Origin of the sequence: Methylotetracoccus oryzae, from assembly GCF_006175985.1 — a bacterium.
Classification (GTDB): Bacteria; Pseudomonadota; Gammaproteobacteria; order Methylococcales; family Methylococcaceae; genus Methylotetracoccus; species Methylotetracoccus oryzae.
Window position 1 is genome coordinate 191,619 of the sequence record NZ_SRSH01000007.1, and the last position, 12,424, is coordinate 204,042.

Annotated in this window: 12 protein-coding genes; 5 read left to right on the forward strand and 7 right to left on the reverse strand. The window is 61.4% G+C overall.

Features of this window, described 5'->3' with window-relative positions; all coding sequences use genetic code 11:
• Nucleotides 1-63: 63 nt before the first annotated feature.
• The 5 genes from dapB to hrcA all read right to left on the reverse strand — a co-directional run bounded on the left by dapB (nucleotide 64) and on the right by hrcA (nucleotide 6,011).
• The gene (gene dapB, locus BWR02_RS09230; protein WP_139557443.1) at nucleotides 64-876 is read right to left on the reverse strand and encodes a 4-hydroxy-tetrahydrodipicolinate reductase; all 813 of its coding nucleotides are present in this window, start codon (nucleotides 874-876) and stop codon (nucleotides 64-66) included.
• Nucleotides 877-996: 120 nt separating this feature from the next.
• The gene (gene dnaJ, locus BWR02_RS09235) at nucleotides 997-2,136 is read right to left on the reverse strand and encodes a molecular chaperone DnaJ (protein WP_139557444.1); all 1,140 of its coding nucleotides are present in this window, start codon (nucleotides 2,134-2,136) and stop codon (nucleotides 997-999) included.
• 76 nt (nucleotides 2,137-2,212) lie between these two features.
• Nucleotides 2,213-4,153, reverse strand: a complete 1,941-nt coding sequence (gene dnaK / locus BWR02_RS09240; RefSeq protein WP_139557445.1) for a molecular chaperone DnaK — start codon at nucleotides 4,151-4,153, stop codon at nucleotides 2,213-2,215.
• Nucleotides 4,154-4,234: 81 nt separating this feature from the next.
• Nucleotides 4,235-4,843, reverse strand: a complete 609-nt coding sequence (gene grpE, locus BWR02_RS09245; RefSeq protein WP_139557446.1) for a nucleotide exchange factor GrpE — start codon at nucleotides 4,841-4,843, stop codon at nucleotides 4,235-4,237.
• Between the two features lie 121 nt (nucleotides 4,844-4,964).
• A complete protein-coding gene (gene hrcA, locus BWR02_RS09250) occupies nucleotides 4,965-6,011 on the reverse strand; it encodes a heat-inducible transcriptional repressor HrcA (protein ID WP_139557447.1) in 1,047 nt (348 codons plus the stop codon).
• Between the two features lie 176 nt (nucleotides 6,012-6,187).
• Here hrcA and bfr point away from each other — a divergent pair, with 176 nt between their 5' ends.
• The 5 genes from bfr (at nucleotide 6,188) to BWR02_RS09275 (ending at nucleotide 11,255) form a co-directional block, all read left to right on the forward strand.
• Nucleotides 6,188-6,652 carry a bacterioferritin gene (gene bfr, locus BWR02_RS09255; protein WP_139557448.1) on the forward strand — a complete coding sequence of 155 codons (465 nt, stop codon included), beginning with the start codon at nucleotides 6,188-6,190 and terminating at the stop codon, nucleotides 6,650-6,652.
• A gap of 19 nt (nucleotides 6,653-6,671) precedes the next feature.
• The gene (locus BWR02_RS09260; protein WP_407941057.1) at nucleotides 6,672-7,568 is read left to right on the forward strand and encodes an NAD(+) kinase; all 897 of its coding nucleotides are present in this window, start codon (nucleotides 6,672-6,674) and stop codon (nucleotides 7,566-7,568) included.
• A gap of 3 nt (nucleotides 7,569-7,571) precedes the next feature.
• A complete protein-coding gene (gene recN / locus BWR02_RS09265) occupies nucleotides 7,572-9,248 on the forward strand; it encodes a DNA repair protein RecN (RefSeq protein ID WP_139557449.1) in 1,677 nt (558 codons plus the stop codon).
• Between the two features lie 73 nt (nucleotides 9,249-9,321).
• Nucleotides 9,322-10,368: an agmatine deiminase family protein gene (locus BWR02_RS09270; protein WP_201276210.1), complete on the forward strand. Its 1,047-nt coding sequence runs from the start codon at nucleotides 9,322-9,324 to the stop codon at nucleotides 10,366-10,368.
• Complete coding sequence (locus tag BWR02_RS09275; protein ID WP_139557450.1) at nucleotides 10,365-11,255, forward strand: carbon-nitrogen hydrolase; 891 nt, start codon at nucleotides 10,365-10,367, stop codon at nucleotides 11,253-11,255. Before BWR02_RS09270 ends, BWR02_RS09275 begins: the two co-directional genes overlap by 4 nt.
• 67 nt (nucleotides 11,256-11,322) lie before the next feature.
• On the opposite strand, the gene BWR02_RS09280 is transcribed toward BWR02_RS09275, so the two are convergent.
• The gene (locus BWR02_RS09280; protein ID WP_139557451.1) at nucleotides 11,323-11,649 is read right to left on the reverse strand and encodes an H-NS histone family protein; all 327 of its coding nucleotides are present in this window, start codon (nucleotides 11,647-11,649) and stop codon (nucleotides 11,323-11,325) included.
• A 521-nt stretch (nucleotides 11,650-12,170) separates the two neighbouring features.
• The gene (locus BWR02_RS21640) at nucleotides 12,171-12,398 is read right to left on the reverse strand and encodes a transposase domain-containing protein (protein ID WP_162560083.1); all 228 of its coding nucleotides are present in this window, start codon (nucleotides 12,396-12,398) and stop codon (nucleotides 12,171-12,173) included.
• Nucleotides 12,399-12,424: the final 26 nt, after the last annotated feature.

Consider the following 12,424-nt stretch of genomic DNA (forward strand, 5'->3'; position numbering starts at 1 on the left):
CGTACGAACTTAATCGCGTGATTTTACGCAACCGCCCCCCCTCGTGTCCACGGCAGGGCCGCGTCAGAGCGACTTCAAACCAAGTACATCCTGCATATCGTAAAGGCCGGACTCACGCCCCATGACCCATTGCGCCGCACGCAGCGCGCCCTTGGCGAAGGTCAACCGGCTGGACGCCTTGTGGGAGATTTCAACGCGCTCACCGTCGTCGGCAAACATCACCGTGTGCTCGCCGACGATGTCGCCGGCGCGTATCGTCGCAAAACCGATGGTTTTCGGGTTGCGCGCACCGGTGGTCCCTTCGCGCCCGTAGACGGCGCACTCCGCCAGGTCGCGGTCGAGCGCTGCCGCGATCACTTCGCCCATACGCAGCGCCGTGCCCGATGGCGCATCGACCTTGTGCCGGTGATGCGCCTCGATGATCTCGATGTCGGTCTGATCGCCGATCGTACGCGCCGTAAGCTCGAGCAGCTTCAGCACGAGGTTGACACCGACACTCATGTTGGGGGCGAGAACGAGGGCCATGGACTGGCTCGCGGCCTCTATCGTCTGCCGCTGCTCGGCGGTAAACCCGGTCGTGCCGATGACCATACGCACCCCGGCAGCGCGGCAAATCGCGACATGACCGAGAGTGGGCTCCGGCCGCGTGAAGTCGATCAGCACGTCGAGTTGTTCACTGGCACTCTCCAGGCCGGTCGCCACTGGAACACCGACCGCTGGCAAGCCGGCGAGTTCTCCGGCATCCATCCCCAGGTACGGGCTCTGCGCATGCTCCAGCGCAGCCGCCAAAACGAGGCCGGGGGACTCCTGGCACGCGGCGATCAAGCTCTTGCCCATCCGGCCGGCAGCGCCGGCTATCCCAATACGTAATGCCACACTGATCTCCCGAAACAAAAAATCGCGGTTCCGTGGCTTATCGCCCCATTGCCGCACATTCGCCTGACCGCTGGGAATCGGGTACCCGCGCAGCATCTCGGCAACAGACGAAGGCCGCGGCTACAAACCCAATTTATCGAAGAACTGCTTGACCCCATCGAGCCAACCGTGAGCCTGCGGGCTGTGCCGGCTACCACCGCCGCTCAAGGATTCATCCAGACGCCTGATCAGTTCGACCTGGTCCTTATCGAGAGAAACCGGCGTCTCGATCTGCACCCGACACAAGAGGTCGCCCTGCGGCCCGCCGCGGACCGGCTTTACGCCCTTGCCGCGCAGGCGGAACAATTTACCAGTCTGGGTTTCCGGCGGTATTTTCAGCACCACCTTGCCATCCAGCGTCGGTACGTCCAACTCCCCGCCCAGACATGCGCACGGGAAACTGATTGGCACTTCACAATAAAGATTGGCGCCATCGCGCGTGAAGATCGGATGATCCTTTACCGCTACCTGTACGTACAAGTCTCCGGGCGGCCCGGCATGGTCGCCTGCCTCCCCCTCCCCGGCGAGACGGATGCGATCGCCGGAATCCACACCCGGGGGGATCTTGACCGACAAGGTCTTGGTGTCCTGTATGCGCCCCTGCCCCTGGCACGACCGACACGGATCCTTGATCTGCTGGCCGGTGCCGCGGCACGCCGGACAGGTCTGCTGCACCGAGAAGAATCCCTGCTGCATCCGGATCGCGCCATGGCCCTGACAGGTCGTGCAGGTTACGGGACCCGACCCCTTCTTGGCGCCGCTGCCTCCGCATTCCTGGCAGGTATTCCAGGTCGGCACCCTGATCTTGACCTCGGTACCGGCAACGGCGTCTTCCAGCGTCAGTTCGAGGTTGTAGCGCAGGTCAGCGCCGCGCTGCGCTCTGCCTCCCCCACCGCGGCGCTTGCCACCGCCGAAGATGTCGCCGAAGACGTCGCTGAAGATGTCGCTGAAACTGTCGCCCGAGAAACCGAAGCCGCCAGCGCCGCCCATCGAAGGATCGACGCCGGCGTGTCCGAACTGATCGTAAGCGGCCCGCTTCTGCGGGTCCGACAAGACATCGTAGGCCTCCTTGACCTTCTTGAACTGCTCCTCGGCGTTCGGGTTGTCGGTGTTGCGATCCGGATGGAACTTCATCGCAAGCCGCCGGAAGCTTTTCTTGATATCGCTATCGCTGGCGTTGCGAGCGACCCCCAACAATTCGTAATAGTCTTCTTTGGCCATGATGCAACACGACCGCCGGCTTACGCCGGCGGTAATCGACTGATGAATCTACCGACCATCGCGGCCGGCAGAGCGGTTATTTCTTGTCGTCCTTCACTTCCTCGAACTCGGCATCGACGACGTCATCCGCCGTGGCGTGCGCCGTCTGCTCGGACGAACCCGCGGACTCGTGCGACGCGGCGCCGGCATCGCCATCGGACTTCTGCGCGTACACCCGCTCCGCCAGTTTGCCCGATACCTCCATCAATGCCTGCGTCTTGCTCTCGATCGAGGCATGGTCATCGCCCTTGATGGCTTCCTTCAGCTCGGCAATCGCACTCTCGATCCGGCTCTTTTCATCCGCATCGACCTTGTCGCCAAGGTCATGCAGCGACTTGTTCGTTGCGTGAATCATCGCGTCCGCGTGATTACGCGCATTCACCAGTTCGTGCATCTTCCGATCGTCTTCGGCATGCAATTCGGCATCCTTGACCATTCGCTTGATCTCGTCTTCGGAAAGTCCGCTCGACGCGCGAATCTGGATCGACTGCTGCTTACCGGTCGCCTTGTCCTTGGCCGACACGTGCAGGATGCCGTTGGCGTCGATATCAAACGTGACTTCAATCTGCGGAATGCCGCGCGGAGCCGGCGGGATATCGGCCAGATCGAAGCGTCCGAGCGACTTGTTGTCCTTGGCCATCTCGCGCTCGCCCTGCAGGACATGGATCGTCACCGCCGTCTGGCTGTCCTCGGCCGTCGAGAACACCTGTTGCTGCTTCGTCGGGATGGTCGTGTTCTTCTCGATCAGCTTGGTCATGACGCCGCCCAGGGTCTCGATACCCAGGGACAACGGGGTGACGTCCAGCAGCAGCACGTCCTTCACCTGGCCGCCCAGTACGCCGGCCTGGATCGCCGCACCGACGGCTACCGCCTCGTCGGGGTTCACGTCCTTGCGCGGCTCCTTGCCGAAGATTTCACGGACGAAATCCTGCACCTTGGGCATGCGCGTCTGACCGCCAACCAGGATCACCTCGTCGACCTCGGCCGCCTTCAAACCGGCATCCTTCAGCGCCGTAAGGCACGGCCCTTTCGTGCGCGTGATCAGCTCCTCGACCAGCGACTCGAGCTTGGCTCGCGTCAGCTTCAGGTTCAAGTGCTTCGGGCCGCTTGCGTCGGCCGTAATGTAGGGCAGATTGATTTCCGTCTGCTGGCTGCTCGACAGCTCGATCTTGGCCTTCTCTGCGGATTCCTTGAGTCGCTGCAAGGCCAGCGGATCGTGGTGCAGATCGATGCCGCTTTCCTTTTTGAACTCGTCGGCGATGTAGTCGATGATGCGCAGGTCGAAGTCTTCACCGCCGAGGAAGGTATCGCCATTGGTCGACAGCACTTCGAACTGGTGCTCACCGTCCACTTCCGCGATCTCGATGATCGAGATGTCGAAGGTACCGCCACCGAGGTCGTACACCGCGATTTTCTGGTCGCCCCGGCTCTTGTCCATGCCGTAGGCCAGCGCTGCCGCGGTCGGCTCGTTGATGATGCGCTTGACTTCGAGGCCGGCGATGCGCCCGGCGTCCTTGGTCGCCTGCCGCTGGGAGTCATTGAAGTAAGCCGGCACCGTGATGACCGCCTCGGTGATTTCCTCGCCAAGGTAGGCTTCCGCGTCCTTCTTGAGTTTCATCAACACGCGCGCCGAAACTTCCGGCGGCGCCATTTTCTTTCCGCCCGCATCGACCCAGGCGTCGCCGTTCTCTGCCTCAACGATTTTGTAGGGCACCATCTTGATGTCCTTCTGCACGACGTCGTCCTTGAAGCGCCGTCCAATGAGTCGCTTGATCGCGAACAGCGTGTTCGTCGGATTCGTGATGGCCTGGCGTTTGGCCGACTGGCCGACCAGGACTTCGCTATCCGAAGTGAAGGCGACCACCGACGGCGTCGTCCGGCCACCCTCTGAGTTCTCGATGACCCGCGGCTTGTCCACCTCAAGGATCGCGACACAGGAGTTGGTCGTACCGAGGTCGATACCAATAATTTTTGCCATTTTTTGAATGCGCTCCGGTATTCGTTGGTTAAATTCGTGAATCGGTCACTGCCGGGGTCTTGGGGTGCATCGAGCAGGATTTCAAGCCTGGCCTTGGGCCGGCACGGGAACCGGCTGCGCGACAACGACGAGAGCAGGCCGAAGCAACCGGTCGTGCAGCAGATACCCTTTCTGAAACACGCGAATGACGGTATTCGGGTCGGCATCGGCCGTCGGCTCGGCGGCCATCGCCTGATGGAACTCCGGATTGAAGCGCTCGCCCAGCGGATCGACTGGCTTGACATCGAAACGCTCCAGCGCAGCGCCCAACTGCTTCAACGTCAGCTCCATGCCCTCCCGCACCCCGTCGGCATTCGCGTCCGCGGCGGAAGCCGCCTGCAATCCCAGCTCCAGGCTATCCACCACTGCGAGCAACTCCTTGGAAAAGCGCTCCAGCGCGAACTTGTGGGCGTTTTGCAGATCCTTCTCGGCACGGCGCCGCACGTTTTCCATTTCAGCCTGGGCACGCACGAACCGCTCCCAGTTCTCCTCGGCCTTCTTGGTCGCCTCGTTCAGCCGCTTCTCCATCAACTCGATGGAAGGCGGCTCATTCGCGTCGCCGCCGGGCGCCGCTGGTTCGAGGGTGGCATCGAGGTTCGCCTCTGGAACCTCGGCGGCGTCGACTGGATGATTCGTCTCTTGTTGTTGCATGGCAATGTCTCCCGAATTCTCTTTATGCAAGGCGGCAGGGCAGGCATCAACCGCGCTGCCGCGCGGCGACGACCGCAACCGCGAAGGGGATCGAGGGTCCGCTCCCTTGGTGACCGGTGCGCTAGGATCTCCGGCAAAGCGCCAAACCGAGCAACCTCGCGGTGATGTCGACCAGAGGGATCACGCGCTCGTACTCCATCCGCGTCGGGCCGATCACGCCCAATACGCCGACCACTCGGCCGTCGATCGAGTACCGTGACGTAACAAGACTGCAGGGCTCGAGCGAGCGGCACCCGCTCTCTTCGCCGATGAAGATCTGAACACCGGGCGTTTCCAGACAGCGGTCCAGAAGATGCACGATGTCTTCCTTCTGCTGGAAGATCTCGAAGAGGCCTCTCAGACGCTCCATGCTCGCCAGTTCCGAAAACTCCATCAGGTTGATTTCGCCAGCCAGCACGAACGGCTTGCGCTTCCTGCCACCCTGATTCAACGCGAGCTTGACCATCTCCGCGGCGTCGATCATTTCCTGCCCGATCCGGTCGCGCGACTCTTCCAGGTCACGAAACAGGCCATCCCGGATGCCGCTCAAGTCCTTCCCGGCGCAGGTCGCGTTGAGGTAATTGGCGGCAACCGTGAGCTGCGCGGCACTGAACGGGCGCGCCGTATGAATGATCTTGTTGTGCACCTCGCGGTCGTTTGTCACCAGAATCACCAGGACGCGGTGATCCGACAAGGGCACGAACTCGATGTGCCGAAAGGTGGGCGCATCACACCGTGGCACGGTCACGAGACCGGCCATGTGCGTGGCGTCGGATAGCAGCCTCGAGGCCGCCTCCAGCAAATCCTCCGGGGTATCCTGTGTTTCGAGGTCGCCCTGAAACTGTGCAATCACCTCTTGCTGCAAAGGCCGCACCGTCAACAGCGAATCGACGAAGAATCGATACCCGGAAACGGTCGGCATGCGCCCGGCCGACGTATGCGGTGCCGTCACCAACCCCAGCTCCTCGAGGTCAGCCATCACGTTACGTATCGTTGCCGGGCTCAGATTCAGACCGGCATCGCGCGCGAGGACACGCGAGCCGACCGGCTGGCCGTCGTCGATATAACGTTCGACCAACACCTTGAACAGGTGCTGGGCCCGATCGCTCAGTTCCGGTAGATTAGACACGCAGGGGACGACTTTTAGCACTCTCGGCGTGAGAGTGCTAAAGGTAGCAACCCCTAGATTATGTGTCAATAAGCTCATACCATAGCCCGCGGATGTGCGGGGCCGCGGTGTCTGCGCATCGAGTCCCCAAGGCGTGCAGCTGTGCCACTCACACCCTGATCTTCCGGAGTAACCACATGAAGGGCGACCCCAAGGTTATCGAATGTCTGAACCGCGTCCTCGGCAACGAACTGATCGGGATCAATCAATATTTTCTCCACGCGCGGATGTTGAAGAATTGGGGCTACCACAAGCTCAATGACCATGAGTACCGGGAATCGATCGACGAGATGAAGCACGCCGACCGACTGATCGAACGCATCCTCTTCCTGGAAGGCCTGCCGAACCTGCAGGAACTCGGACATCTGCGCATCGGTGAAAACGTTCCGGAAATACTGGCTGCGGACCTGCAACTGGAACAACAGGCGCATGTCGTGCTGAAGGATGCGGTTGCGCTGTGTGAGACGGCCGGGGACTTCGTGTCGCGGGAACTGTGTCAGGAAATTCTCAGCAGCGAGGAAGAGCACATCGACTGGATCGAAACACAGCTCGGCCTGATCTCGGCTGTGGGACTCGAAAACTATCTCCAGTCCCACTGTTGATGGGGCCACCGCCGATTTCGTGCTGATCGCCCCGATGCAGCGGCAATTCAAGACCATAGGGCTGATCGGCAAGCCGGACGCCGAACGTATCTCGGCCACGCTCGAACACATACACCAGCACCTGACCGAACAAGGGTTCCGCGTTCTCGTCGACCGCGGCTGCGCCGGTTTCGTGTCGGGTAACTCGACCGTTTGCGACATCGACGAAATCGGCAGAAGTTGCGACGCCGCAGTCATTGTCGGCGGCGACGGCACCCTGCTGAGAGCGGCGCGGCTCCTGGTCGACCACGAAATTCCCTTGATCGGCGTCAACCTCGGGCGACTCGGATTTCTCGTCGATATTTCGCCGGACGAGGTGGGCACGCAGCTCGACGCCATTCTGGGTGGCGACTACCAGTTCGAGGAACGTTCCCTGCTCCGCGTGCGTGTGTCCCGCAACGGCACTGTCGTGCACGACCGGGTCGCAGTGAACGAAATCGTCGTGCACAGCGCCATCGCGACCAGCATGATCGAGATCGAAACCTGGATCGACGGCGCGTTCCTCAACACGCAGCGCTCCGACGGGCTGATCATTTCGACCCCGACCGGATCGACGGCCTACGCCCTGTCGGCGGGCGGTCCGATACTGCATCCGGGACTGAACGCCCTGGTGCTGGCTCCGATCAACCCGCACACCCTGACCAATCGACCCATCGTCATTGGCGGCGACAGCCTCATCGAGATCGGCTTTCGGCCCAGCAAGCAGTTTCGCGCCCAGGTCAACTGTGACAATGTCTCGATCCCTGACGTCGAGGCAACGGATCGCCTGCGCATCACCCGGCATGACCGCCCCTTCCGGATGCTGCATCCCGTCGACCACGACTTCTTTGCCATCCTCCGGTCCAAGCTGAACTGGAGCAGCGGCAACCGCAACTGAACCATGCTAACCGGTCTGAGCATACGCGACCTCGCTCTGGTCGAAGCCCTGGAACTGGAACTCGCGTCCGGCTTCACGGTGCTGACCGGCGAGACTGGCGCCGGCAAGTCGATACTGCTCAATGCGCTGGGCCTCGCGCTCGGGGACCGCGCGGACTCCGGGCTGGTGCGCCCGGGCGCCAGCCGGGCCGAAGTCACGCTGCAGTTCGATGTGTCCGACCTTCCGACAGCCCAGACCTGGCTGGACGAACACGAACTGTTCGACGATCTCGACTCATGCTTCATACGCCGCACGATCGGCAGTGACGGCCGATCCAAGGCCTATATCAATGGCCGGCCGGTGACGCTACAGCAACTGCAGGACTTCAGTTCACTGCTGGTCGAGATCCATGGGCAACACGCTCATCTGGCCTTGCTGCAGGCTCGGGAACAGCGGCGACTCCTCGACGAGTCATCAGGGACGCTCGCTCTGGTCGGCGAGGTCGGCGAACTTTACGGACGCTGGCGGACGCTGCAGGACCAGCTCACGCAGCGTCGCCAGACGTCGGCGCAGCGGGCCGCGCGCGAGGAATTGCTGCGCTATCAGGTCGAGGAACTGGAACGCCATGAGGTCTGCTCCGCCGACTACGAGCAAGTGCTCGCCGAACACTCGCGGCTGGCCAATGTTGGACGCATTCTGGCACTGAGCCAGCAGCAGCTGGACCTGCTGTACGACGACGAAACCGGTTCGGCCAACCGGCTGCTAGCGCAGGCCGTTACGTCAATGAAGGAGCTCGGCGCGCTGTGCCCGGAACTGGGCGAGGTCATGGCGATGCTTCACGAAGCGCAGATCCAGATCAAGGAAGCGGCCGCATCGATCCGTCATCATGTCGACCGGCTGGAGTCGGATCCAAAGCGGCTCGAATGGCTGGAGGAGCGCATCGGCGATCTGAATCGTCTGGCCCGCAAACATCAGGTGACGCCGGCCGAACTCGGACCGCAGTATGCGGCACTGAGCGCCGAGCTGGAGAGCCTCGGCCGCAGCGAGGAGCAGGTTGCAGAGTTGGAGCGCGCCGTACAGGATACGCTGGAACGCTACCAGGTATCGGCTCGTCGCTTGTCCGAGCAGCGGAACATCGGCGCTGCGCAGCTCAGCACACGCATTACGGCTGTGATCCGTGAACTCGGCATGCCCTACGGCGAGTTTCGAATTTCCGTTCAACCGTCGGATGACTCCGAAATGGGGCCCCACGGGATGGATCGGATCGAGTTTTCGGTTACGGCCAACCCCGGCCTGCCGGCACGTCCCATCGGCAAAGTGGCATCGGGCGGCGAACTGTCCCGTATCAGTCTGGCAATACAGGTCAGCGCGATGGCCTACAAGTCCACGCCCACCCTGATCTTCGACGAGGTCGACACCGGCATCGGGGGCGGTGTCGCGGAGATCGTCGGCCAGAAGCTGCGGTTGCTGGCCGCCGATCGGCAGGTGTTGTGCGTAACTCATCTGCCACAAGTCGCGGCCCAGGGCCACAACCATCTGCTGGTCGCGAAGTCGACCCAGAACGATGTCACGCAAACCGTCGTCAGTCCGATCTGCCCGACCGAAAGAACCCGGGAAATCGCCCGCATGCTGGGCGGCGTCCGAATCACAGAACAGACGCTCGCACACGCCGAGGAGATGCTGGCGCAAGCCCTCTCCTGAAAGTCGGAGCAGCGCTTCTCGCCCGCCCCGCCACCACGCTCATCCAGAAGCCAAGAACGAACTGAGGGAACCCGTGACCCATCGCCATTTTCCGCCCGAATGGGCCGAGCAAAGCGCCGTCCTGATCGCCTGGCCGACCACGGACGGCGCCTTCGCCGACTGCCTCGACGAAGCAGTCGAAACCTATGTTCATATCGCCACCGCCATCAGCCGGCGCGAACACGTTCTGATCGCCTGCCCTGATGCCACTTTGCAGGCGTCGATACTCGATCGAATCGAAGCATCGCAAGGCGTGACCTCGCGCGTCCGATTCGTCGACGTGCGCTATGACGACATCTGGGTTCGCGATACCGCCCCGCTAAGCATCGAAACGCCCGCAGGACCAATCCTGCTCAATTTCCGCTTCAACGGATGGGGGGGGAAGTACGACTGCGCCAATGACGCAGCATTCGGCAGCGGCGTCGTTCAAGCCGGCGTTTTTTGCGGTGTGGGCACCGAGACGAGCCGCATGGTGCTCGAAGGCGGCAGCATCGAGACCGACGGCGCGGGCACACTGCTGACCACTCGCTTCTGTCTGAGCAACCCGAACCGAAATCCGGATCTGTCGGCCGCCGCGATCGAGTCGGAACTGACAGAGCGCCTCGGCGTTGACCGACTGCTCTGGCTCGACCACGGTCACGTCGCGGGTGACGACACCGACGCGCATGTCGACACGCTGGCACGTTTCTGTGACGAACACACGATCGCGTTCACGGCTTGCGACGACCCTGGCGATCCGCATTATGCCAGCCTGTCCGCGATGGACGAGGAACTGCGTTCCTTCCGGACCCGAACCGGCCTACCTTATCGTCTAATCCCCCTGCCGATCCCGCAACCGATTCTCGCGCCGGATGGGACCCGGCTACCGGCCACCTACGCGAACTTTCTGATCATCAACGAGGCCGTACTGGTGCCGACTTATGGTGATGCGAACGATGCGCTTGCGATAGAGCGGCTGGATCGCTCCTTCCCCGGACGCGAAATCGTGCCGATCGACTGCCGCATCCTGATCCGACAATATGGGAGCCTGCATTGCATGACCATGCAGTTTCCGAAAAACCTTTCACTGACCGCGCCATGAAAGACACCGTGACTTTGGGCCTCGTACAGCAGGGTTGCAATGCTTCCGACACTGCCACCAATCTCGCTGCCTCGCTGGCCGGTATCCGCGAGGCTGCAGCGCTGGGAGCCAAGCTAATCCTGCTGCCGGAACTTCATCTCGGACCTTATTTTTGTCAAACGGAAAACACCACTCAATTCGACCTGGCTGAACCGATTCCCGGGCCAACCACCGAAAAGCTCGCCGCGGCGGCAAAAGAACTCGGCGTCGTGATTGTCGGATCCCTGTTCGAGCGGCGCGCTGCCGGCTTATATCACAATACCGCCATAGTTCTAGATGCCGATGGAACGCTCGCCGGAAAATACCGAAAAATGCATATTCCAGATGATCCTGGTTACTACGAGAAGTTTTACTTCACGCCAGGCGACTTGGGCTTCACGCCGATCGATACCTCCGTCGGCCGACTCGGGATATTGGTCTGCTGGGACCAGTGGTACCCGGAAGCCGCGAGACTCATGGCACTCGCAGGAGCCGACATCCTGCTATATCCCACTGCGATCGGCTGGAATCCGCTGGATGAACCCAAGGAAAGGGAACGCCAACTTGAAGCCTGGGTCACGGTACAGCGCGGGCATGCCGTTGCAAACGGTATTCCGGTGGCCGCTTGCAACCGCATCGGTCAGGAAATGGACCCCAGCGGTACAACACCGGGTATCCGCTTTTGGGGTAATAGTTTCGTTGCCGGCCCTCAAGGGGAAGTGCTCAGCCGCGCCGATGACACAGGACCCCAGGTCCTGAGGGTCGAAATCGACCGGATGCGCTCGGAATCCGTACGACGGATTTGGCCATTCCTCCGGGACCGCCGCATCGATGCCTATGGTGACATCGTAAAGCGTTTCCGAGACTGAGGTCTCTCTGAAACGCGCCCCGTGCCCCCCGAACCCTTGTACCGTCACATGGCATGAGTCGCTTTCGCTACGAAGCCACTTCGAACTCTTCCAGCTTTCGCCCGTGGGCCAACAACTGTTGCAGCCACTTGGGTTTCACACCCCGGCCGCTCCATTGCTCGGCAAGATTGTCCGGATTCCGATATTTGATTGGAACCTTGCGGCCCTTGCGCCCAGGAGCAGCAGAGGGCCCGTCGATTATCTCCACGGCAACACCGATCGAGGCCGCAAGCTGCTTCATCTGACTCAAAACCTCCTTCCGCTTTCCTTGCTGCTTCTCCTTCAGAGCCCGCGCGGCTTCCTCGATCATCGATTCCAATTCCCTTTCGGTCATTTCGACGTATTTTTTACTCATCGCTTCTCTCACGGTTAAATTGAAATTTCTTTTGGCCTGTCTCGCCCGAGTTCTTCAAGAAGCGATCGATACCAAAAAAACAGCAAGACCCTACAGAGTAGCTGTGAGCGAATGGTATAGTTGCGTGGAAAGAACTTCAACTAGAGTATGTTCATTTTCTCGCTGCAACAAACCGAATGCAGGAGAATCCGGCCTCGCCCAATGGTGGAAAGTCGTCCTGTACCGATGACAGCGGGTCGAGAGAAGCAGTTCCTCAAGACTTCGGCAAACTAAGTTTAACCTCATTCCCGAGCCTGGCTCGCCGGCATGCCGCCACTGAAGGCAACAGCCCAGAACATACCAACGCTGTCGACGAGTAGGAGTGACGCCCGATCCCCGCGATGCACTGAACCACCCCGGGAATCGTGGAGGCTGGTTAATTAAGTCAGGCTAGGGTAGCCGCCTGCTCGGCGAGTTGCCGATCGTGGTTTACCTGTAAGCGCTCCACAAACCCCAGGTATTCGGTGCGGATCCGGTGGTGATCAAATGCGCGGGTTGGCAACGCCAGGATAGCAGGGCTTCGACGTGTTCGGCAGTGGTCCGGTGGGCAAGCGACGCAAGACAGGGTGCAGCCACAGGTACGGTTCGACGCCGTTGGCCTTGACGGTTTCGGTTTCGACCAGCAAATAGATCAGCGCGCCGGCGTGGGCACCAGCCGGCGCATCGGCAAGCAGCCAGCCTCTGCCGCCCGCTGCCCCACCCGCCTGCACGGTTTGAACAACTCGCCCGATGCGCC

Bases quoted from the DNA above. Each gene is read 5' to 3' on its own strand.
- dnaJ (WP_139557444.1), bottom strand. From the start codon at position 2,136: ATGGCCAAAGAAGACTATTACGAATTGTTGGGGGTCGCTCGCAACGCC.
- dnaK (WP_139557445.1), bottom strand. From the start codon at position 4,153: ATGGCAAAAATTATTGGTATCGACCTCGGTACGACCAACTCCTGTGTC.
- recN (WP_139557449.1), top strand. From the start codon at position 7,572: ATGCTAACCGGTCTGAGCATACGCGACCTCGCTCTGGTCGAAGCCCTG.
- grpE (WP_139557446.1), bottom strand. From the start codon at position 4,843: ATGCAACAACAAGAGACGAATCATCCAGTCGACGCCGCCGAGGTTCCA.
- bfr (WP_139557448.1), top strand. From the start codon at position 6,188: ATGAAGGGCGACCCCAAGGTTATCGAATGTCTGAACCGCGTCCTCGGC.
- BWR02_RS09280 (WP_139557451.1), bottom strand. From the start codon at position 11,649: ATGAGTAAAAAATACGTCGAAATGACCGAAAGGGAATTGGAATCGATG.
- BWR02_RS09275 (WP_139557450.1), top strand. From the start codon at position 10,365: ATGAAAGACACCGTGACTTTGGGCCTCGTACAGCAGGGTTGCAATGCT.